20 protein-coding genes and 1 pseudogene are annotated in these 21,086 nt (G+C 53.9%); 12 read left to right on the forward strand and 9 right to left on the reverse strand.

Going from position 1 to position 21,086, the window contains the following annotated elements; genetic code table 11:
* Positions 1-77: 77 nt before the first annotated feature.
* From E0L16_RS10780 to htpX, 4 genes are all read left to right on the forward strand, one after another.
* Positions 78-575 carry a GAF domain-containing protein gene (locus E0L16_RS10780; protein WP_063868478.1) on the forward strand — a complete coding sequence of 166 codons (498 nt, stop codon included), beginning with the start codon at positions 78-80 and terminating at the stop codon, positions 573-575.
* A gap of 96 nt (positions 576-671) precedes the next feature.
* Positions 672-1,358, forward strand: coding sequence for an RNA chaperone ProQ (proQ, locus tag E0L16_RS10785; protein ID WP_006811005.1), 687 nt, complete (start codon positions 672-674; stop codon positions 1,356-1,358).
* Between the two features lie 19 nt (positions 1,359-1,377).
* On the forward strand, positions 1,378-3,426 hold the full coding sequence (gene prc, locus E0L16_RS10790; RefSeq protein WP_131636900.1) for a carboxy terminal-processing peptidase: 2,049 nt from the start codon (positions 1,378-1,380) through the stop codon (positions 3,424-3,426).
* 193 nt (positions 3,427-3,619) lie between these two features.
* Positions 3,620-4,501 (forward strand): protease HtpX, encoded by an 882-nt coding sequence (gene htpX, locus E0L16_RS10795; RefSeq protein WP_063868480.1) that lies wholly within the window; start codon positions 3,620-3,622, stop codon positions 4,499-4,501.
* A gap of 52 nt (positions 4,502-4,553) precedes the next feature.
* On the opposite strand, the gene E0L16_RS10800 is transcribed toward htpX, so the two are convergent.
* The gene (locus E0L16_RS10800; RefSeq protein ID WP_131636901.1) at positions 4,554-5,927 is read right to left on the reverse strand and encodes an MFS transporter; all 1,374 of its coding nucleotides are present in this window, start codon (positions 5,925-5,927) and stop codon (positions 4,554-4,556) included.
* Positions 5,928-6,105: 178 nt separating this feature from the next.
* On the opposite strand from E0L16_RS10800, the gene kdgR reads away from it, so the two are divergent.
* Positions 6,106-6,897: a DNA-binding transcriptional regulator KdgR gene (gene kdgR, locus E0L16_RS10805; protein WP_063449625.1), complete on the forward strand. Its 792-nt coding sequence runs from the start codon at positions 6,106-6,108 to the stop codon at positions 6,895-6,897.
* Between the two features lie 64 nt (positions 6,898-6,961).
* Here kdgR and E0L16_RS10810 read toward each other — a convergent pair whose 3' ends face one another.
* Positions 6,962-7,201, reverse strand: coding sequence for a YobH family protein (locus E0L16_RS10810; protein WP_063449624.1), 240 nt, complete (start codon positions 7,199-7,201; stop codon positions 6,962-6,964).
* 160 nt (positions 7,202-7,361) lie between these two features.
* On the opposite strand from E0L16_RS10810, the gene mgrB reads away from it, so the two are divergent.
* The 6 genes and pseudogenes from mgrB to rlmA all read left to right on the forward strand — a co-directional run bounded on the left by mgrB (position 7,362) and on the right by rlmA (position 11,721).
* Positions 7,362-7,505 carry a PhoP/PhoQ regulatory lipoprotein MgrB gene (gene mgrB / locus E0L16_RS10815; RefSeq protein ID WP_063868482.1) on the forward strand — a complete coding sequence of 48 codons (144 nt, stop codon included), beginning with the start codon at positions 7,362-7,364 and terminating at the stop codon, positions 7,503-7,505.
* A gap of 74 nt (positions 7,506-7,579) precedes the next feature.
* A complete protein-coding gene (locus tag E0L16_RS10820) occupies positions 7,580-7,867 on the forward strand; it encodes a YebO family protein (protein WP_131636902.1) in 288 nt (95 codons plus the stop codon).
* Between the two features lie 670 nt (positions 7,868-8,537).
* Positions 8,538-8,682, forward strand: a pseudogene (locus E0L16_RS10825) (DUF2627 domain-containing protein).
* 12 nt (positions 8,683-8,694) lie between these two features.
* Positions 8,695-8,904 carry a transcription antiterminator/RNA stability regulator CspE gene (cspE, locus tag E0L16_RS10830; RefSeq protein ID WP_001062678.1) on the forward strand — a complete coding sequence of 70 codons (210 nt, stop codon included), beginning with the start codon at positions 8,695-8,697 and terminating at the stop codon, positions 8,902-8,904.
* A 216-nt stretch (positions 8,905-9,120) separates the two neighbouring features.
* The gene (gene ftsI, locus E0L16_RS10835; RefSeq protein ID WP_063868484.1) at positions 9,121-10,866 is read left to right on the forward strand and encodes a peptidoglycan glycosyltransferase FtsI; all 1,746 of its coding nucleotides are present in this window, start codon (positions 9,121-9,123) and stop codon (positions 10,864-10,866) included.
* Positions 10,867-10,905: 39 nt separating this feature from the next.
* Positions 10,906-11,721, forward strand: coding sequence for a 23S rRNA (guanine(745)-N(1))-methyltransferase (gene rlmA / locus E0L16_RS10840; RefSeq protein ID WP_131636903.1), 816 nt, complete (start codon positions 10,906-10,908; stop codon positions 11,719-11,721).
* Here rlmA and mntP read toward each other — a convergent pair.
* The 5 genes from mntP to manX all read right to left on the reverse strand — a co-directional run bounded on the left by mntP (position 11,718) and on the right by manX (position 15,869).
* Positions 11,718-12,284 (reverse strand): manganese efflux pump MntP, encoded by a 567-nt coding sequence (gene mntP, locus E0L16_RS10845; RefSeq protein ID WP_063449661.1) that lies wholly within the window; start codon positions 12,282-12,284, stop codon positions 11,718-11,720. The genes rlmA and mntP overlap by 4 nt on opposite strands.
* Before the next feature lie 397 nt (positions 12,285-12,681).
* Positions 12,682-13,140, reverse strand: a complete 459-nt coding sequence (locus tag E0L16_RS10850) for a DUF986 family protein (protein ID WP_131636904.1) — start codon at positions 13,138-13,140, stop codon at positions 12,682-12,684.
* Positions 13,141-13,194: 54 nt separating this feature from the next.
* Positions 13,195-14,046: a PTS mannose transporter subunit IID gene (locus E0L16_RS10855; RefSeq protein WP_006810994.1), complete on the reverse strand. Its 852-nt coding sequence runs from the start codon at positions 14,044-14,046 to the stop codon at positions 13,195-13,197.
* A 12-nt stretch (positions 14,047-14,058) separates the two neighbouring features.
* Entirely contained in the window at positions 14,059-14,859 is an 801-nt protein-coding gene (gene manY, locus E0L16_RS10860; RefSeq protein WP_063868486.1) for a PTS mannose transporter subunit IIC, read from the reverse strand.
* Positions 14,860-14,906: 47 nt separating this feature from the next.
* Positions 14,907-15,869, reverse strand: a complete 963-nt coding sequence (gene manX / locus E0L16_RS10865) for a PTS mannose transporter subunit IIAB (RefSeq protein WP_131636905.1) — start codon at positions 15,867-15,869, stop codon at positions 14,907-14,909.
* Positions 15,870-16,332: 463 nt separating this feature from the next.
* Between manX and yoaE the strand changes: the two genes are divergently transcribed.
* The gene (gene yoaE / locus E0L16_RS10870) at positions 16,333-17,892 is read left to right on the forward strand and encodes a CNNM family cation transport protein YoaE (RefSeq protein ID WP_063449617.1); all 1,560 of its coding nucleotides are present in this window, start codon (positions 16,333-16,335) and stop codon (positions 17,890-17,892) included.
* A 6-nt stretch (positions 17,893-17,898) separates the two neighbouring features.
* Here the strand turns inward: yoaE and E0L16_RS10875 are convergent, their stop codons facing one another.
* Together E0L16_RS10875 and sdaA are read right to left on the reverse strand one after the other, a co-directional pair.
* Entirely contained in the window at positions 17,899-19,497 is a 1,599-nt protein-coding gene (locus E0L16_RS10875) for an EAL domain-containing protein (RefSeq protein WP_131636906.1), read from the reverse strand.
* Between the two features lie 129 nt (positions 19,498-19,626).
* Positions 19,627-20,991, reverse strand: a complete 1,365-nt coding sequence (gene sdaA / locus E0L16_RS10880; RefSeq protein WP_047354210.1) for an L-serine ammonia-lyase — start codon at positions 20,989-20,991, stop codon at positions 19,627-19,629.
* Between the last annotated feature and the right edge of the window lie 95 nt (positions 20,992-21,086).

Here is a 21,086-nt window from a genome sequence, read left to right on the forward strand (position 1 = left end):
TCTTGAGCATGAGCGCATTTAATGCTTATTTTAATAGGCTATGCGGTAAATTTGTAAGTTAACTAAGTGATTGAAGAATGAACAAAACAGAATTCTACGCGGATCTGAATCGCGATTTTAAAGCATTAATGGCAGGGGAAACCAGTTTCTTAGCCACTCTGGCAAATACCAGCGCGTTACTCTTCGAGCGCCTCTCTGACGTGAACTGGGCCGGCTTTTATCTGCTGGAAGACGACACGCTGGTGCTTGGGCCGTTTCAGGGCAAGCTGGCCTGCGTTCGCATTCCGGTAGGGCGCGGCGTGTGCGGTACCGCCGTGGCAACGCGTGAGGTTCAGCGCGTTGAAGACGTCCACGCGTTTGACGGCCATATTGCCTGCGATGCCGCAAGCAACGCTGAAATCGTACTGCCGCTGGTGGTAAAAAATCAGATTATTGGCGTTCTGGATATCGACAGCACGGTCTTCAGCCGCTTCACTGCCGAGGACGAACAGGGGCTGCGCACGCTTGCGGCGAACCTGGAAAATGTTCTTGCAGAGACCGATTATCATAAATTCTTTGCGAGCGTCGCAGGATAATCAACGGATAACGTAGCATTTACTGATAGCGTCATTATAATGTCGCCTGTTCATGCCTGCGCTTGTTGGCAACGTCCGTTGTAATCAGGAAATTTCATGGAAAATCAACCTAAGTTGAATAGCAGTAAAGAAGTTATCGCATTTCTGGCCGAGCGTTTCCCGCAGTGCTTCAGCGCTGAAGGTGAAGCGCGTCCTCTGAAAGTCGGTATCTTTCAGGATCTGGTCGCGCGCGTTGAGGGGGAGATGAACCTCAGCAAAACGCAGCTTCGCTCTGCATTACGCCTTTATACCTCGAGCTGGCGTTACCTGTACGGTATCAAGCCGGGTGCGACCCGTGTCGACCTTGACGGCAACCCGTGCGGTGAGCTGGACGAACAGCACGTAGAACATGCGCGTAAGCAGCTTGAAGAAGCCAAAGCTCGCGTGCAGGCACAGCGTGCGGAACAGCAGGCGAAAAAACGCGAAGCCGCAGCGGCAAACGGTCAGGAAGACGCCCCTCGTCGCGAGCGTAAACCGCGCCCGGCACCGCGTCGTGCAGAAAATAACGATCGCAAACCGCGTGCTGACAAACCAGCAGCTAAAGCCCCACGTGCGCCGCGCGAAGAGCCGCGCCACACCCCGGTTTCTGACATCAATGCGCTGAGCGTGGGTCAGTCTCTGAAGGTGAAAGCGGGTAACAACGCGATGGACGCCACCGTACTGGAAATCACCAAAGATGGCGTTCGTGTACAGCTGACTTCTGGTATGTCAATGATTGTACGCGCAGAACACTTGTTGTTCTGAAACGGAGGCCGAGCCTGGCATGAACACTTTTTTTAAGCTCACCGCGTTGGCTGGCCTGTTTGCTATAACAGGCCACGCTTTCGCTGTGGACGATATTACGCGTGTCGATCGAATTCCGGTTCTCAAGGAAGAGACTCAGCACGCGACGGTGAGTGAGCGCGTGACGTCGCGCTTTACTCGTTCGCACTATCGTCAGTTCGATCTCGATCAGGCCTTTTCGGCCAAAATCTTCGACCGTTATCTGAACTTGCTGGATTACAGCCATAACGTACTGCTGGCCAGCGATGTCGAACAGTTCGCGAAACGCAAATCCGAAGTGGGTGATGAGCTGCGCTCCGGAAAGCTGGATCTGTTTTACGATCTCTACAACTTATCGCAAAAGCGCCGTTTTGAACGTTATCAATACGCGCTCAAAGTGCTGGAACGTCCAATGGACTTCACCGGCAACGACACCTTTAATCTGGACCGCAGCAAAGCGCCATGGCCGAAAGACGAGGCTGAGCTGAATGCGCTGTGGGACGGAAAAGTCAAATATGATGAACTGAGCCTCAAGCTCACCGGCAAAGACGAGAAAGAGATCCGTGAGACGTTAAACCGTCGCTACAAGTTCGCTATTCGTCGTCTGGCGCAGACCAACAGTGAAGACGTTTTTTCACTGGCGATGACTGCGTTTGCGCATGAAATTGACCCGCACACCAACTATCTCTCTCCACGTAACACCGAACAGTTCAATACCGAAATGAGCCTGTCTCTGGAAGGTATTGGTGCGGTGCTTCAGATGGACGATGACTACACCGTTATCAACTCCATGGTGGCCGGTGGCCCCGCGTCTAAAAGCAAAGCGATCAGCGTAGGCGACCGCATTGTCGGTGTTGGTCAGACCGGAAAGAGCATGGTGGACGTGATTGGCTGGCGTCTTGATGACGTTGTTGCGCTGATCAAAGGGCCGAAGGGCAGCAAAGTGCGCCTGGAGATCCTGCCAGCCGGTAAGGGCACCAAAACCCGCATCATTACCCTGACCCGTGAGCGTATCCGTCTGGAAGATCGCGCGGTGAAAATGTCGGTGAAAACCGTGGGTAAAGAGAAGGTTGGCGTACTGGATATCCCGGGCTTCTACGTTGGCCTGACCGATGACGTGAAAGTGCAGCTACAGAAGCTTGAGAAGCAGAATGTCAGCAGCGTAATCATTGACCTGCGCAGCAACGGCGGCGGGGCGCTGACCGAAGCCGTCTCGCTGTCCGGGCTGTTTATCCCGTCTGGCCCGGTGGTGCAGGTGCGCGATAACAACGGTAAAGTGCGTGAAGATGCCGATACCGATGGCGTGGTCTACTATAAGGGGCCGCTGGTGGTCCTGGTGGATCGCTTCAGTGCCTCTGCATCGGAAATCTTTGCTGCCGCCATGCAGGATTATGGCCGGGCGTTAATTGTCGGCGAACCGACCTTTGGCAAGGGCACCGTTCAGCAGTATCGCTCTCTGAACCGTATTTATGACCAGATGCTGCGCCCTGAATGGCCGGCGTTGGGTTCAGTACAGTACACCATTCAGAAGTTTTACCGCGTCAACGGCGGCAGTACGCAGCGTAAAGGCGTCACGCCGGACATCATGATGCCGACAGGTACCGAAGAGACGGAAACCGGCGAGAAGTTTGAAGATAACGCGTTGCCGTGGGATAGCATCGATGCCGCGACATTCGTGAAATCGGGTGATATGAAACAGTTCGGACCGGAACTGTTGAAAAATCACAACGATCGTATTGGGAAGGATCCTGAATTCCAGTACATCATGAAGGACATTGCGCGTTTCAACGCACTGAAAGCGAAACGGAATATTGTGTCTCTGAACTACGCCCAGCGTGAGAAAGAGAACAATGAAGATGACGCGACGCGTCTGGCGCGTATCAACGATCGCTTCAAGCGTGAAGGTAAGCCTCTGCTCAAAAAACTGGACGATCTGCCTAAGGATTACCAGGAGCCCGATCCGTATCTGGACGAGACGGTGCATATCGCGCTTGATCTCGCGACGCTGGAAAAAGATAAACCTGCCGTGCAACCTGCTCCGGCAAAATAACTCCCCAACAGGCACAAGAGATTGTGCCTGTTTCTTTTTGTTCTGCATCCTTCCGTCAGGCAGATTTCCAATTGTGTAAAGTTGTGTCTTTCTGGTGACTTACGCCGTCTGGATGCTTGAAAATACCCGCAATACCCATACGATGTGGGTAATCGCATAGTGCGTTTTGTTAAACTGAGGTTAAAAGAATATTATGATGCGAATCGCGCTCTTCCTGCTCACCAACCTTGCGGTTATGGTGGTATTCGGGCTGGTGCTAAGCCTGACGGGAATTCAGTCGAGCAGCGTTCAGGGTCTGTTGATTATGGCGCTGCTGTTTGGTTTCGGTGGCTCTTTCATTTCACTGCTGATGTCGAAGTGGATGGCACTGAAATCCGTGGGCGGTGAAGTTATCGAGCAGCCGCGTAACGATATGGAACAGTGGCTGGTGAGCACGGTTGCTCAGCAGTCAAAGCAGGCGGGCATTGCCATGCCGCAGGTGGCGATCTACCACGCGCCGGATATTAACGCATTTGCTACCGGTGCGCGTCGTGACGCGTCCCTGGTGGCCGTCAGTACCGGTTTGCTGCAAAACATGAGCCGTGACGAAGCGGAAGCGGTTATTGCTCACGAGATCAGCCACATCGCCAACGGCGATATGGTCACCATGACCCTGATCCAGGGCGTGGTGAACACCTTCGTTATCTTTATTTCCCGTATTCTGGCGCAAATTGCTGCCGGGTTTATGGGCGGCAACCGTGATGAGGGTGAAGAGAGCAACGGCAACCCGCTGATCTATTTTGCTGTTTCGATGGTGCTGGAACTGGTGTTCGGTATCCTGGCAAGCATCATTACCATGTGGTTCTCCCGTCACCGTGAGTTCCATGCGGATGCCGGTTCAGCGAAACTGGTGGGTCGTGAGAAGATGATTGCAGCGCTGCAACGTCTGAAAACCAGCTACGAGCCGCAGGAAGCGAACAGCATGATGGCCTTCTGCATCAACGGTAAATCTAAGTCGCTGAGCGAGCTGTTTATGTCTCACCCGCCGCTGGATAAACGTATCGAAGCGCTGCGTAGCGGCGAATACCTGAAGTAATACCCGCCGCATGAATAAAAACCGGGCAGGAGACCCTCTCCGCCCGGTTTTTTTATGCCTGCGCCTTCGGCTGGGTGATACGAAGCCCGCTGACGACAGCCGCGAGGGTTGCCAGCGTCCCAGCGGTGATCAGCGCAACGTGTGTCGCATTCTGCCCGGCAAGGTTAAACATCAACGCCACCAGTGCGGCCCCGGTGCTTTGCCCTAATAGTCTTGCCGTCCCCAGCATTCCGCTGGCACCACCGCTGCGATGGCGTGGGGCAGAGGTGATAATCGTGTGGTTATTCGGTGACTGGAACAGTCCAAAACCTGCTCCGCACAGGATCATGCGCCAGATAATATCCATGTCCCCCGGCGAGGAGGGCAGTAGCGCCAGCGCAAACAGTCCCACAGCCATGACTACCAGCCCGATAGCCCCCAGCAGTCCGGCGTGAACTCGCTCAATAAGATACCCGGCCAGCGGGGCCATCACCATGGTTGCCAGAGGCCAGGGCGTGAGCAGCAAGCCCGTTTCCACTTCCGAACGACCAATCACGCTCTGTAAAAAGAACGGCAGCGCAACCAGCGCCAGCATCTGAGCGCAAAACGAGCAAATTGAGGTGCAAATGGAGAGCGAGAACAGCGGTATACGCAGCAAATCTACCGGCAGTAACGGCACGGGGAGCGCCAGCTGGCGTCGTACAAAGAAAAAGCCGATAACAAGCATGGCAACGATTTCTGCGGCAATGAGCATTAGCGACTGCCCCTGCGCAAATCCGCTCAGCGCGGTAATCAGCAGGCCAAAGGTCAGCGCGTTCATCACGGCGCTGGGCAGGTCGAAGCGTGGCGTGGTATTTTTTGGACCATTTTCCGGGAGATAGCGCAGGGCGAAGAAGATAGCCACGATGCCAAGGGGCACGTTGATGGCAAACAGCCATTGCCACGAGGCGACAGACAGAATGGCAGCGGCAATCGTCGGCCCGGCGGCAGACGACACGGCCACAATAAAGGAGTTAATGCCCATGCCGCGTCCAAGGTGGCGATGAGGATAGATAAGCCGAATCAGGGCCGTATTCACGCTCATCAGCGCCGCGCCCCCAAAGCCCTGAGCGATACGCGCCAGGGTGAGGGTGTGCAGCGAATCGGAAAGGGCACAGAAGAGCGAGGTGAGGGTAAAGACCACCAGCCCGCACTGGTAAACCCGGCGATAGCCAAACATATCGCCGAGGAAAGAGAGTGACAGGAGAGAAATCACAATCGCTATCTGGTACGCATTCACTATCCAGATGGAGCTTGCGGGAGACGCATTAAGATCTTTTGCAATGGTAGGAAGAGCAACGTTAGCAATCGCACCGTCAAGGACGGCCATCGAAATGCCGATGACAATAGTGGCAATTGCCCCGTACCGTTGCGGTAAGGGCAGGCCATCAGAAACGTTTTTTTGCATGGGAAAAGAATGACTCAGCGTGAAATTATTTTCAGGGTAACTATTTTAGCACCGTTATTTCGGTTTTATGTCGCAGATTTGTAACGAAGTAAAGCCAGATAGATTGCAGCACGCATCACACGAATTTATAATAAAAACCGGTTCTGATTTTTATAAAACACTCTCCATGAGGTGATAAATGGCAATCGCAGATTTGGATAAGCAGCCAGATTCTGTTTCTTCCGTGCTGAAGGTGTTTGGCATCTTGCAGGCGCTCGGAGAAGAGCGTGAAATTGGTATTACAGAGTTGTCTCAGCGTGTGATGATGTCGAAAAGCACCGTTTATCGCTTTTTGCAGACGATGAAATCATTGGGTTATGTCGCGCAGGAAGGAGAATCAGAAAAATATTCTCTGACCCTGAAGCTGTTTGAACTGGGCGCTCGTGCCTTGCAAAACGTGGATCTGATCCGCAGCGCGGACATTCAGATGCGTGAACTTTCACGGCTGACGAAAGAGACAATTCACCTCGGCGCACTGGATGAAGACAGCATTGTTTACATCCACAAAATTGATTCCATGTACAACCTGCGCATGTATTCACGCATCGGTCGCCGTAACCCGCTCTACAGTACCGCAATTGGTAAAGTGCTGCTGGCCTGGCGCGATCGCGAAGAGGTGAAGCAAATCCTTGACGGCGTGGAATACAAGCGTAGCACCGACCGCACTATCACCAGTACGGATGAACTGCTGAGCGTGCTGGATAGCGTGCGCGAGCAGGGCTACGGGGAAGATAACGAAGAGCAGGAAGAAGGGCTGCGCTGCATCGGTGTGCCGGTGTTTGACCGCTTCGGCGTTGTCATTGCGGGCCTGAGCATTTCGTTCCCAACGCTGCGTTTTTCCGAAGAGCGTCTTCATGAGTATGTGGCAATTCTGCATACCGCAGCGCGCAAAATCTCAGAGCAGATGGGCTATAACGACTACCCGTTCTGATCGATGCCGTCAGTAAAAAACGCCGCATTTTTGCGGCGTTTTTGCAGATTGAGTTCAGCGCTGATTAGCCGTTATCAACCACGACAGAAGACTTACGCAGTACGGGACAGTTGCTTAGCCCGATGATCCCGCTGTCTGAATGGATGTACTGCGCCGTGCTTACCCCCTGTGCGGTGAGATATTTACATTGAATACCCAAACCCGCGGCATTTTCTTTGCTTCCCATTAATACGCCATACCCACTTAACAGCAGGCCGATCCACACAAGTGCCAGTACAATTACCGTACGAACGAGTAAACGCATCGATGCCTCTTTTTTCTTTGTTGTCATGGAGTAAGCGTAACGGGTTTACGCAGTGAAACAAGTGCACGATTCCGAAAAGAGTCAGTTGAAGGTACAGTTAGCCCCTGTTTAAGATAGCCGTGATAACCTGGCTACATCAGGTCATAAGACGGAGTGTGGAGTGAAAAAAATACGCTGGGTAATTCTGGTTATAGTGTTGATAGCATGCGTGGTGCTGTGGACGCAGACTATCAATGTGATGTGCGATCAGGATGTACAGTTCTTTAGCGGCATTTGTTCAATCAATAAGTTTATCCCCTGGTAGACGTCATTTTTACGCTGAGCGATGTTCTTACGTGGCGGCAGTGGTAAAATAGCGGTTTTTACTGAGGTGGTGAAATGGGTGAGTTACTGAATTCGGGGCTGCTGAGCATTGCATCCCTGGTAATGGCGTTGGTTGTGCTGGCTGTTGGCCTGGTACTGTGGTTCTTCGTTAACCGCGCCAGTTCCCGCACAAACGAGCAAATTGAGCTGCTGGAAGCATTGCTTGATCAGCAGAAACGGCAGAATGCGTTGCTGCGTCGTTTGTGTGAAGCCAACGAACCGGAAGCGAAAGCGATACCGAAGGACGCTACTGCTCCGCAACAAGAGGAAGAAGACTTCATTCGCCTGGTAGCCGAACGATAGTCTGCCCGGATCGGGGAGGTGGCCTGAGCGTACGGCGTAAATCTCCTCCCTTATCACGTTTTTCCCGCAACATCCCCGCAAAGAATTAAGCAGTAGTTAACTCTTGTTTCAGCGCACTGAAAACTGGCGAATATTTATCCTTATTTAACAAATACCGTTTCGTTGAATAAATAGTGTGCTTTAATTCGCCAAAAGTGTTTTATTTTTATCGAAACGTTTTGCTTGCCTTCTTTTGAGGCAGAGTCATAAAAATTTCATTATTTTGGTGCAGAATAACGCTTATTAAATGGTGGATTTTAATACAGTTAGCAATAGCTGATTAACTTTTTATATTCACTGTCACACGTTGGTGCGTTGCATTGTTTTCAGCATAACTTTTCACAAAAAGTTCTAACTCAGTCATTCCTTTAAAGAAAAGTAGGGTTTGGGATGGACGCTTTGAAATGATTGAGCTATGTTTAAAAAGTCTTTGGTTACAGGGCGCGTCAAGGCACTCTGTAGGCTGTTAGATCAGGTGGCGCTTCATTTGACAATACGCATAACCGTGCAGATTGTTCTGGAGTAACACGTGAATTTGTGCGGCGGATCGAGACACGTTTAAAAATGGCTTGCCATATTAAACGTTGTGTGTGATAACACGTTTTGGGTCAAACGAGGTACAGTTCTGTTTATGTGTGGCATTTTCAGTAAAGAAGTCCTGAGTAAACACGTTGTCGTTGAATACCGCTTCTCTGCCGAACCTTATATTAGTGCCTCAAGCAGTAATGTCTCAGTTTTATCTATGTCAAAGCCTGCGGGCTAAGAAAACACTCTAAGGAATTTTGCAAATGGCAAAGATTAAAGGTCAAGTTAAGTGGTTCAACGAATCTAAAGGTTTTGGTTTCATTACTCCTGCTGACGGCAGCAAAGACGTGTTCGTACACTTCTCTGCAATCCAGGGTAACGGCTTCAAAACTCTGGCTGAAGGCCAGAACGTTGAGTTCGAAATTCAGGACGGCCAGAAAGGCCCAGCTGCGGTTAACGTAACTGCTATCTGATCGAATCACTGCTGACTGAAGCGCCAGGCGCTTCGCTCTCAGACATAAGCCTCGCCGATGCGGGGCTTTTTTATTCGCTTATTTTTCAAAATATTACTTAATCCACCTCTGTTAGTATCTTGTTGCAAACCCGTGAGGTTATTAGCATTCTTTTCCCGTCTTATTATCCGTTTTTCCCGTTAAATCAGGGCGTTGATCAATAGCCCTGGGGTTAAGGTGAAAAAAAAGACAATAACGACCACCGGAAACTTTACGCCGGCACGTTTTGCACTTCTGTGTCTCGCCATCTTTTGTAGCCTCGCGTTTCTGCTGGGTCGCGTGGCGTGGCTACAAATTATCAAACCGGATAATCTGGTGAAGCAGGAGGATATGCGCTCCCTGCGCGAAGTGGCGATAGATGCCCCGCGTGGAATGATTGTTGACCGTGAAGGGCGTCCCCTTGCGGTAAGCGTACCCGTGCAGGCCGTCTGGGCCGATCCCAAAACCGTGCTGGAAAAAGGGGGCGTCGGGTTTGATTCGCGCTGGCAGGCTCTGGCAAATGCCCTACACCTTTCTCTGAGCACGCTCGCATCCCGGATTAACAGCAACCCGCACGGGCGATTCATTTATCTTGCCCGTCAGGTTGATCCCTCTCAGGCAAAGTGGATCGATAAGCTGCGTCTACCCGGTATTAACCTTCGCGATGAGTCCCGCCGCTTTTATCCTGCCGGACACGTGGCGGCTAACCTGATTGGCTTCACGAACATTGATGGTCAGGGTATTGAGGGCGTCGAGAAAAGTTTCAACACCCAGCTCACCGGGAAAGCAGGCGTGCGGCTGGTCAGGAAAGATCGCTATGGACATGTGGTGGAGAACCTCACTGAGGTGGCCCCCGTTCCTGCCCACAATATCCAGCTAAGTATTGATGAACGCCTGCAAACCATCACCGAAGACGCGCTGGATAATGCCGTGGCGTGGAACAAAGCCGAGTCAGGCGCGTCGGTACTGATTAATATCCAGACGGGCGAAATACTGGCGATGGCCAGCTTCCCGGACTTCAACCCCAACAATCGGGAAGGGGCAACGCTGGATGATTTTCGCAATCGCGCGATCAGCGACACCTTTGAACCGGGCTCGACCGTTAAGCCTCTGGTGTTGATGACGGCGCTACAGCAGGGGCTGGTTCAGCCTGACAGCGTGATAGACACGCATCCCTACACTATTGATGGGCATCGTATTCGCGACGTGGGCTACTATCCGGAACTGACGATGACCGGGATCCTGCAAAAGTCCAGCGACACGGGCGTATCCCGTCTTTCGCTGGCGATGCCCGTGCAACGGTTACTGGATACCTATAAGCACTTTGGGTTTGGCGAGAGTACCGGGCTTGGCTTAACGGGGGAAAGCGCTGGCTTACTGCCACAGCGAAAATTCTGGAGCCAGTTAGACCGGGCGACCTTTGCATTCGGCTATGGCCTGATGGTCACCCCCCTCCAGCTGGCGCATGTGTATGCCACCATCGGCAGCTATGGCATTGAACGGCCTCTGTCCATCACCCGTATCGATCCGCCGGTGATTGGCAAGCGGGTGATGCCCGAGGAAATTGTTCACGAGGTGGAACACATGATGGAGAGCGTCGCGTTACCCGGCGGTGGCGGGATCAAAGCAGCGGTGCGTAACTATCGCGTGGCGATTAAAACCGGGACGGCCAAAAAAATCGATGAACACGGTAAGTATGTGGATAAATACGTCGCCTACACTGCGGGCGTTGCGCCCGCCAGCGATCCCCGTTTTGCGCTGGTGGTGGTGATCAACGACCCGAAAAACGGCGCCTACTACGGCGGGGCCGTTTCTGCGCCCGTTTTCAGCGAAATTATGGGGAACGTACTGCGTCTGGAAAACGTAAAGCCAGACGGGCTGCCGGCAGATTCTGACCATCTGATTGTGATGCGTCACCCGGCCGTTTATAACCCTGGCGAATAGCGGTACACTTCGCCTTTTGGTTTACGCCCTGGAGTTGTCATGTCTTTCAGCTGTCCCCTTTGCCACGCGCCGCTGACGCGCGCGGAGAAAACGTTTATCTGTCCACAGGGACATCAGTTTGACAGGGCGAAAGAGGGCTATGTGAATCTTTTGCCTGTACAGCACAAGCGCTCCCGGGACCCGGGTGACAGCGCGGAGATGATGCAGGCCCGCCGGGCGTTTCTCGATGCCGGGCACTATCAACCGCTCAGGGATTCTGTCGTCGGCTTACTCGGTAACTGTCTGACAGAAGGCGCATCCGCCATGCTGGATATCGGCTGTGGCGAAGGCTACTACACCGCAACGTTTGCAGACGTGGCGGCTGAGAAGGGCGCCGAAACGTACGGCCTGGACGTATCGAAAGTGGCAATCCGTGCGGCAGCAAAACGCTATTCCGCGGTGACGTTCTGCGTGGCCTCCAGCCACCGTCTGCCGTTTGAGGAGGCGAGCATGGATGCCGTGGTGCGTATCTACGCGCCGTGCAAGGCAGAGGAGCTGGCGCGCGTGGTTAAGCCCGGCGGGTGGGTTATCACCGTTACGCCAGGGCCTCGTCATCTGCTGGAGCTGAAAGGGCTGATCTATGATGAAGTGCACCTGCATGCGCCTCACTCAGAACAGCTGGCGGGCTTTGCGTTAAAGCAGGAGCTGTCGGTGGCGTATGAAATGACGTTACAGGGAAGCGAAGCCGTGGCGTTACTGCAAATGACGCCGTTTGCGTGGCGGGCAAAACCCGCGGTGTGGGAAACGCTGGCAGCGCAGACAGAATTTCGCTGCCAGACAGATTTCAGCATCCATTGCTGGCAGCGCGAAGGTTAACCCGCGAAGTGTGCCCAGAGGATTTGGGCACCAATCCCGATCAACACGATACCGCCCAAAATTTCGGCTCGTTTACCCAGCAGCGGGCCAATGAACCGGCCAACCATCATCCCCAGCGTTGACATGATAAGCGTCGCGCAGCCAATCGCCAGCGCGGTGGCGATAATATTGACCTGCAAAAACGCCAGACCGACACCGACGGCCATGGCGTCCAGGCTGGTTGCGATAGCGGTGGTCACCAGAAGCCAGAAGCCGTGGCGGTGCAGCGGCGCGTCATCTTCATCGCTGTTGCCCCGCAAACCTTCAATCACCATCCGGCCGCCGAGAAAGACCAGCAGCACGAAGGCAATCCAGTGGTTCCACTCCAGCACAAACTGGCTGGCGAGCATCCCAAGACCCCACCCGATAAGCGGCGTCAGCGTTTCGATAGCGCCAAAGATAAGACCGGTACGCAGAGCTTCGGAAAATTTAGGTTTATGGAGGGTGGCACCTTTACCGATAGAGGCGGCAAATGCGTCCATTGACATGCCAAAGGCCAGGAGGATCGTAGCGGAGATATTCATAAGCGCGTCCAGACCGGGGATATCCATATGACACATCACTGCCCCCAGTAAACAGCAGTTGATGTATCTATGGTCTCGCCTGATCCCTTTGGCACAGTAAGTGCTGAAAGCGATCCGTACGCGCCACGTTTTTCAACGAGTATGTTGACACGTACATTTCCTGAAGGCAGGAAATCGGCTACTCCCCAACGACGGGCGCAACCTTAACATATTTTGAGAATATAAAACAACACTCAGAAAGGCTTAATTCAGGGACTGCGTTGATAACGATTTTCATTTAGATTTATGCGTGAAAATATCGTTAAGAAATATAAGCTATTTAACGGGGAGGATATAGCATCGGCTATATTACGAACAAGAAAATTACGTAATATATAGCCGAAGCTATAATATTAACTCATTGAGTTTTAACGAGTAATCTGTAGATCTTTTCCAGGTCATCAATATTTTTAACCCGAATGAGCAGGCGGCGTTGTTCTAATTGCATCACCAGCACCCCGTCCTCGGATAAATTCATCTCTTTAATACGGTTATATTCTATCCAGACATTGGCGAAGAAGAATCCCTGTTTTTTAAAAATGAGTTTTGGCGAGCGGATCCAGAACAGGTAAATCGCCATTAATGCCAGCGCACATAATAACCATGTGGTTAATATTGCACCGTGGCTGGTCACGTTATTGTAAATCAGAATGACCACCAGCCCGGCGAAGATGAATGCATCAATGCGTCCACGGCGTAAGAGGGGAAGGGTCAGCAGCGTCTCGCCGTGGCGGCGAGGCATAATGAACTCGTCATAGATCGCGTAAGCCAGAAGGGCAACAATAAACAAAACCAGTACGGTGTCCGTAACAGCCATTCATCCTCCAGATAAAAAGACCGGGGGCAAGGCCCCGGTCGGTAACGCGTTTTATTACAGACCCAGCAGGCCGACGGCGTAGCCCGCGATACCGATGACGAAGAAGCCAACGATGATCCACAGCGGGTTTACTTTCTTACGCAGCAGCCACATGCAGGCGAAGGTTAACAGCAGCGGTACCAGGCCCGGCATCAGCTGATCCAGAATGGTCTGCACGGTGGTAACGCGCGTCTGACCATCCTGACCGGTGATGGTCGATACCACCAGCGGGATGTTCACGTGCGTCCACTTGTTAACCAGCGCCCCCATCACAAACAGGCCGAGGATTGACGCCCCCTCGGTCAGTTTTTGCAGGAAGCCGCCGCCCATATCCTTAACGATATCCACCCCTTTACGGTAGCCGTACGCCACGCCGTAGTAACGGGTCAGCAGACGCACCGCGTTAAACAGGATGAAGAACAGCAGCGGACCGAGCAGGCTGCCGCTCATGGCAATACCGGCACCCAGCGCCGCAAACACCGGACGCACGGTTCCCCAGAAGATAGGATCGCCCACGCCTGCCAGCGGCCCCATCAGACCGACTTTGATACCGTTGATGGCACCATCGTCAATCTCAGCCCCGTTCGCACGCTGCTCTTCCATCGCCAGCGTTACGCCCAGAACAGGCGCTGCGACGTAGGGATGGGTGTTGAAGAATTCCAGGTGACGCTTAATTGCCTGACGGCGCGCTTCGTTGTTTTCCGGATACAGGCGTTTGATTGCCGGCACCATGGAGAAGCAGAAGCCGAGCGCCTGCATACGTTCGAAGTTCCATGAACCCTGAAACAGGTTAGAACGGATGAACACGCCACGAATATCACCCGGAGTGAGTTTTTTCTCAGTGGTAGTTTTTGTCATATCAACCATTTCGCTCACCTGTTAGTCCAGTTCGTTATCGAGATCGTTGTTACCAGCGGCCTGCGCAGGGGCACCCGCGACGCGGTTGTATTTCGGGCTGAGCTGGATATAAAGAATTGCCATCACCGCGCCAATCACGCCCAGCGCAACCAGGTTGAAGTTGGTGAACGCAGCGGTAACGAAGCCGAGGTAGAAGAATGGCATCAGGTAGCCCGCACGCATCATGTTGATGACCATCGCGTAACCGACCACCACGATCATGCCGCCGGCGATGTTCAGACCGCTGGTGACCACTTCAGGGATGGCGTTCAGCATGCTCTGAACTTCGCTGGTCCCCACGGAGATCGCCACGATAACCGCCGGGATCGCGATACGCATCGCTTGCAGGAACAGGGAGGAAACGTGGATCCAGGAGAGCGCCGTAAGGTTGCCGTTTTCGGCTGCCTTATCCGCCGCGTGCTGGAAGGCCACGGTGATAGTACGAACGATGATGGTCAGCACCTGGCCCGCAGCGGCCAATGGGATAGCCAGCGCGATACCGGCACCAATACTCTGGTGACCGGCGATAACCAGAACGGTTGAGATAATGGACGCCAGGGCGGCATCTGGCGCAACGGCTGCACCGATGTTCATCCAGCCGAGGGCGATCATTTCCAGCGTACCACCGATAATGATACCGGTTTTCATGTCACCGAGAACGGCGCCAATCAGCGTACAGGCCACCAGAGGACGGTGGAACTGAAATTCATCAAGTACGGATTCCATACCCGCAATACATGCGACGATGAACACCAGTACAATTTGAAGAGTAGTAATCTCCATTGCACTTCTCCTATTACATAAGCTTTATATGAAAAACCGGCCCGGGCTTATTTCCCCACTTTGCCGATCAAATCCATCATTTTCAGTTTCTGATCCGTGGAAACCTTACGGGCTTCCAGTTCGATACCGCGGGCATTCAGCTTGTTGAAGGCCTCGATATCTTTCGCATCCACTGAAATCGCGTTATTGACCTGCGTTTTGCCCTGACGGAATGCCATACCGCCAATGTTAACGGAGGTGATTTTCACGCCGCCTTCAACAAGGCGTTCGACGTCTGTCGGGTTGGTGAAGAGAAGCATCACGCGTTCGCCCGCATATTTCGGGTTGTTGTAAACGCGGATCATTTTGGCGACATCCACGACGTGCGCGGTAACGCCCGGCGGTGCAACCTGGGTAAGAAGTGTTTTGCGGACAGTATCAGCGGCCACTTCGTCACTGACCACGATAATGCGTTGTACGTTTGTCTCTTTGGTCCAGCGTGTCGCCACCTGGCCGTGGATCAGACGGTCATCAATACGCGCAAGGCCGATGACCATGTAATCGTTCGGACCCATTGGCTTCGCCGGTGCAGCGGCCTTTGGTGCAGCTGGGGCAGGGGCGGGTTTTTTAACCGGCTGTGCTTTCAGCGCTTTAACGCCTTCGCGACCGGTTTCCACCGCCAGCGCCACCAGCTCGTCAAAGCCTGGGTTGTCGTCACGCGCCATCAAGGTTTCCACCAGCATCGGGATATTCACCCCGGCGACGACTTCATAATGCTCTTTATCGACGACAATGCGGCTGGCAGCGTTGAACGGGCTGCCGCCCCATGTATCCACGAGAAACAGCACGCCTTTGCTGGTATCCAGCTTCTCAAGCTGAGCAGTGTATTTTTCAATCAGCGTCTCGGCGTTTTCACCGGGAACGAAATCGATCCAGCCGACGTTTTCCTGCTCGCCCAACAGCATCTCTGCCGTTTTGAGTAACTGCTCCGCAGCCCAACCATGTGTGCCTATGACAATAGCAATGGTCACTTGCTACCTCCTATTATTATCATTTATACGTCTGCCAGGCAGGCGTACTGAGAATCGTATTGGCGAACCGAATCGATTCAGATAAGGGTTAGAGTTCTAAAAAACCAAGACTTCCGCGAATTATTTTAGATAGTGAAAAAATAATTTATGTGATGAAGATCCGTAATTTAGCTACGCATTACAGATTTTTCTAAAAGATAAACCGCGTGTGTTACAGAAGTTTGCAAAGGAACGTAAATCTTTGCTAAATACCAATTGTCTCTGATATGTTTAGCGTCCGTTTAATTATTCAGGAGTATAGGGCTACAGCCCACTATATGGACCGTCACCGACGTCAGTCATCTTCCAGGCCATCCCGCGCCTTATTCACCGGCGATCTTCGCCACGCATCGACTCTCATTTCCTTTGAACTGCCCGAAATCAGCGGGGCACCGTTTTGTCATTCCTTTAGCAGGAGCGTGTCATGGAATTCTTAATGGACCCGTCAATCTGGGTAGGACTGCTTACGCTGGTCGTGCTGGAGATCGTTCTCGGTATTGATAACCTGGTGTTTATCGCCATCCTGGCGGACAAGCTGCCGCCGAAACAGCGTGACAAAGCCCGTCTGATCGGCCTCTCGCTGGCGCTGATCATGCGACTGGGCCTGCTGTCCGTGATCTCGTGGATGGTTACGCTGACGAAGCCGCTGTTCACCGTGATGGATTTCACCTTCTCCGGTCGCGATTTGATCATGCTGGTGGGGGGGCTTTTCCTGCTGTTCAAAGCCACAACGGAGCTGCATGAACGGCTGGAAAACCGGCAGCACGACGGTGGACACGGTAAAGGCTATGCCAGCTTCTGGGTCGTTGTTCTTCAGATCGTGGTGCTTGATGCGGTCTTCTCGCTGGATGCGGTGATTACGGCGGTCGGCATGGTGAACCATCTGCCGGTGATGATGGCGGCGGTTGTGATTGCGATGGCGGTAATGCTGCTGGCCTCGAAGCCGCTGACGCGTTTCGTCAACCAGCATCCGACGGTAGTGGTGCTGTGTCTGAGCTTCCTGCTGATGATTGGTCTGAGCCTGGTGGCAGAAGGTTTTGGCTTCCATATTCCGAAAGGCTACCTGTACGCCGCGATTGGCTTCTCGATCTTAATCGAGCTGTTTAACCAGATTGCGCGCCGTAACTTTATTAAGCAGCAGTCGAATCAGCCGCTGCGCGCCCGTACCGCCGATGCGATCCTGCGCCTGATGGGCGGCCGTCGCCAGGTGAACGTGCAGGCGGACAGCGAGAACCGCAACCCGGTTCCGGTGCCGGAAGGCGCGTTTGTGGAAGAAGAACGCTATATGATCAACGGCGTGCTTTCGCTGGCCTCCCGCTCCCTGCGCGGCATTATGACGCCGCGCGGAGAAATCAGCTGGGTGGATGCCAACCTGAGCGTCGACGAAATACGTCAGCAGCTGCTCTCCTCGCCGCACAGCCTGTTCCCGGTCTGTCGGGGCGAGCTGGATGAGATCATCGGCGTGGTGCGCGCGAAAGAGATGCTCGTGGCGCTGGAAGAGGGCGTCAACGTCGAGGCCGTTGCGGCCGCGTCGCCTGCCATCGTGGTGCCGGAGACGCTGGATCCGATTAACCTGCTGGGCGTGCTGCGTCGTGCCCGCGGCAGTTTTGTTATCGTTACCAACGAATTTGGTGTGGTACAGGGTCTGGTCACGCCGCTTGACGTGCTGGAAGCGATCGCGGGTGAATTCCCCGATGCGGATGAAACGCCGGAAATCGTTGCCGACGGTGACGGCTGGCTGGTGAAAGGTACCACCGATCTGCACGCGCTCTCGCACACGCTGGGCGTTGAAAACGTAGTCAATGACGATGAAGACATCGCCACCGTGGCGGGGCTGGTGATTGCCGTTAACGGACAGATCCCGCGTGTCGGGGATGTGCTGGAGCTGCCGCCGCTGCAAATTACCATCGTTGAAGCCAACGACTATCGCGTTGATATGGTGCGTATTGTTAAAGAGCAGTCTGCACACGACGAAGAAGAGTAACGCTTGCTAGCGTAACGGCAATAACGGCACGATGTGTCCATTGTGACGGGCTGGCGGAGAGGCACTTTCCGCCAGCCATGTCGGAAACTCCCGCAGCGGCATTGGTCGCGCATACAAGAACCCCTGCAAAATGTGTACGCTGTGACGGCGCAAATAGCGCGACTGCTCCTCGGTTTCAACCCCTTCCGCAACCAGTTCTATATTCAGCCGCTGGCCCAGCGCAATAATGATATCCGTGACCGTTGAGTTCACGGCGTCGGTGCCAATCGCGGTGGTGAAGGATTTATCAATTTTCAGCACGTCCGGACGCAGCTTTTCAAGCCACGAAAGTGAGCTATTGCCGGTACCAAAATCATCAATCGCAAGTTTCACCCCTTTACGGTGCAGCTCGCGCACGATGCGGTAATCCACATCAAGCAACGCATCGCGTTCAGTTAACTCCACAATCAGCCGCTGAACCGGATTGGCGTTAAACCAGATGCGGTTGAGATCCCGGATCAGCGCAGCGCGGCGAAAATGGCTGGCGGCCACGTTAATGCCGATATGGAAATCGCGCGAGGCCGGGAAATAGCCTATCTGCCGCACCGTTTCGCTGATGACGTAGCGGGTAAGCGGAACAATCAGGTTATGTTCTTCGGCCAGAGGGATAAAGACATCCGGTGAGATCCATCCCTGACGCGGGTTATTCCAGCGCAGAAGGATCTCGACGCCGACGCACTCCCGCGTGCGGGCATTCATCAGCGGCTGGCAGAAGAGTTCAAACTCCCGGGCGGCAATCCCCATATTGATTTCCCAGGTGAAACTGATGCGCCGCGCCGTGGCGAGCCAGACGATATAGCCCATCAGTAAGCTGAGCATCAGCGCCAGCGGCAGCTGAGTGGGCAGATTCCTCAACGCCATTTCGCCTGGCCCCGGGCCGCTGACCGTGACGCTGAAGGGATACCGCTGTGACGACTGTTCCAGCAGGGAGGCGTGTTCATCGAAGGTCAGCATATTCGTGACCTGTTGCCCGTCGCGGAGAAAATTATCGCCCACCTTGAGGACAACGTCGGTAATCAGCGGCCGCTGCGGCTCAAGGATCATTTTGGTGATGAGATCGATATTCACCACCTCCATCACCCCATCCTTGCTCCGGCCCGCCACGGGGGACCACTGGATCAGCACCGGGCTGCCCTTTAACAGCCACCGGTCGGTCAATAACAGCAGCCTGGGATCGCTCGCCGGCAGTATCGGGTGAAATTCGCTGACGGGAACATTACGAATGCCGAACACGCTTGAACAATACAGCGTGCCGTCTCTTACGAGGGCGATTGAGCGTACGGTTTGCAGAATCGCCGCCTGTTTTCGCAGGACAAGATTCACCCCGGAACAGGGTTCACCCACCAGCGCGATGAGGGTTTCACGGTGGGTTTCCAGGGACATCAGCACCTTGTCCAGCGCGCGGACGGTGCTCTGAGCGAAGTCCTGGATACGATCCTGATTTATGTTGCGCTGTGAAATAAAGCGAATGCCCAACGTCAGGACGAGCGTCATGAACGCAACCGTGACGCAGACGATAACGCGTTTTCGGCGATAGTCTTTAATGATCGTTTGTGCATTTTGCATGAACGGTCGCCTGTTAAGCACCGGCCGGAAGAGCCAGACGCAACAGTGACAGTGTAGTGGGGATTACGTGAAGCGACGAGACGAGAGGAGAAAATTCGCCCATCCGTTGTGGATGGGCGAAAGGAAGGCTTAGTCGCACTGCACCTTAATGGCCAGACCACCGCGGGAGGTCTCGCGGTACTTCGCGTTCATGTCCTTGCCGGTTTCGTACATGGTTTCGATAACCTTATCCAGCGACACGCGTGGCTCGCTGGTGCGGCGCATCGCCATGCGCGAGGCGTTGATGGCCTTAACGGAGGCGATGGCGTTACGCTCAATGCACGGCACCTGCACCTGGCCAGCAACCGGGTCACAGGTCAGACCGAGGTTATGCTCCATGCCGATTTCCGCCGCCACGCAAACCTGCTCAGGGCTTGCGCCCAGCAGCTCCGCCAGTCCCGCAGCTGCCATGGAGCAGGCAACGCCCACTTCACCCTGACAGCCCACTTCCGCACCGGAAATAGAGGCGTTCATTTTGTACAGCGCGCCGATGGCACCTGCCGCGAGGAAATAACGGATGTAAATGTCCGGCGTGACGGGCTCGATAAAGTGATCGTAGTAGGCCAGCACCGCCGGAACGATACCGCACGCGCCGTTGGTCGGCGCGGTTACCACGCGGCCCCCTGCGGCGTTCTCTTCGTTCACCGCCAGAGCAAACATGTTCACCCAGTCAACCACGTTCATCGGGTCGTTGGAGAATTTGTCGGTGGTGACCAGCATACGGCGCAGCGCGGATGCACGACGCGGCACGCGCAACGGGCCCGGCAGAACGCCTTCGGTGTTCATACCGCGATCGATACAGGCGCGCATGGTTTGCCATACGTTAGCAAAATAGTCTTCGATCTCTTTCTTGCTGTGCAGCGCCAGCTCGTTCTTCATCACCATGCCGGAGAGGGACAGACCGGTCTCTTTGCAGTAGCCCAGCATTTCGGTGGCGGATTTGAACGGATAGGGCACATTGACGTCGCCCGCGCTCTCTTTACCAAAGTGTTCTTCGTCAACGATGAAGCCACCGCCGATGGAGTAGTAGGTTTTGCTGTAGATCTCTTTTTCGCCGCTCCAGGCGTGGATGGTCATGCCGTTTTCGTGCAGCGGCAGGTTGTCGCTGCGAAAACGCATCCCGTCATCCTGCGGGAAGTCCACTTCATGCTGACCGTTAGCCAGCAGCAGGCGTCCGCGCGTTTCCACGTCGCGGATAAATGCCGGAATGGCATCAATATCAACAGTGTCCGGCATGTTGCCCGCCAGACCCATAATAATGGCGATATCGGTGTGGTGGCCTTTACCCGTTAATGAAAGTGAACCGTAAACGTCTACGGCGACACGGGTAACGCTTTCCAGTAATCCTTTTTCGACCAGATCATCGACGAACTGTTTACCGGCCTTCATCGGCCCTACAGTGTGGGAAGAGGACGGGCCAATCCCCACTTTGAACATGTCGAATATACTAATCACTTTCACACTCCTGACAGGGTTACTGGGGTTCCAGTAACGATGTTATAACTGCGCATAGTGTAAGAGGGAACACCAACCTCGGCTTAACTATTCAC

Source organism: Enterobacter quasihormaechei (assembly GCF_004331385.1).
GTDB lineage: Bacteria > Pseudomonadota > Gammaproteobacteria > Enterobacterales > Enterobacteriaceae > Enterobacter > Enterobacter quasihormaechei.

Bases quoted from the DNA above. Each gene is read 5' to 3' on its own strand.
- E0L16_RS10780 (WP_063868478.1), top strand. From the start codon at position 78: ATGAACAAAACAGAATTCTACGCGGATCTGAATCGCGATTTTAAAGCA.
- proQ (WP_006811005.1), top strand. From the start codon at position 672: ATGGAAAATCAACCTAAGTTGAATAGCAGTAAAGAAGTTATCGCATTT.
- prc (WP_131636900.1), top strand. From the start codon at position 1,378: ATGAACACTTTTTTTAAGCTCACCGCGTTGGCTGGCCTGTTTGCTATA.
- htpX (WP_063868480.1), top strand. From the start codon at position 3,620: ATGATGCGAATCGCGCTCTTCCTGCTCACCAACCTTGCGGTTATGGTG.
- E0L16_RS10800 (WP_131636901.1), bottom strand. From the start codon at position 5,927: ATGCAAAAAAACGTTTCTGATGGCCTGCCCTTACCGCAACGGTACGGG.
- kdgR (WP_063449625.1), top strand. From the start codon at position 6,106: ATGGCAATCGCAGATTTGGATAAGCAGCCAGATTCTGTTTCTTCCGTG.
- E0L16_RS10810 (WP_063449624.1), bottom strand. From the start codon at position 7,201: ATGCGTTTACTCGTTCGTACGGTAATTGTACTGGCACTTGTGTGGATC.
- E0L16_RS10820 (WP_131636902.1), top strand. From the start codon at position 7,580: ATGGGTGAGTTACTGAATTCGGGGCTGCTGAGCATTGCATCCCTGGTA.
- cspE (WP_001062678.1), top strand. From the start codon at position 8,695: ATGGCAAAGATTAAAGGTCAAGTTAAGTGGTTCAACGAATCTAAAGGT.
- rlmA (WP_131636903.1), top strand. From the start codon at position 10,906: ATGTCTTTCAGCTGTCCCCTTTGCCACGCGCCGCTGACGCGCGCGGAG.
- mntP (WP_063449661.1), bottom strand. From the start codon at position 12,284: ATGAATATCTCCGCTACGATCCTCCTGGCCTTTGGCATGTCAATGGAC.
- E0L16_RS10850 (WP_131636904.1), bottom strand. From the start codon at position 13,140: ATGGCTGTTACGGACACCGTACTGGTTTTGTTTATTGTTGCCCTTCTG.
- E0L16_RS10855 (WP_006810994.1), bottom strand. From the start codon at position 14,046: ATGGTTGATATGACAAAAACTACCACTGAGAAAAAACTCACTCCGGGT.
- manY (WP_063868486.1), bottom strand. From the start codon at position 14,859: ATGGAGATTACTACTCTTCAAATTGTACTGGTGTTCATCGTCGCATGT.
- yoaE (WP_063449617.1), top strand. From the start codon at position 16,333: ATGGAATTCTTAATGGACCCGTCAATCTGGGTAGGACTGCTTACGCTG.
- E0L16_RS10875 (WP_131636906.1), bottom strand. From the start codon at position 19,497: ATGCAAAATGCACAAACGATCATTAAAGACTATCGCCGAAAACGCGTT.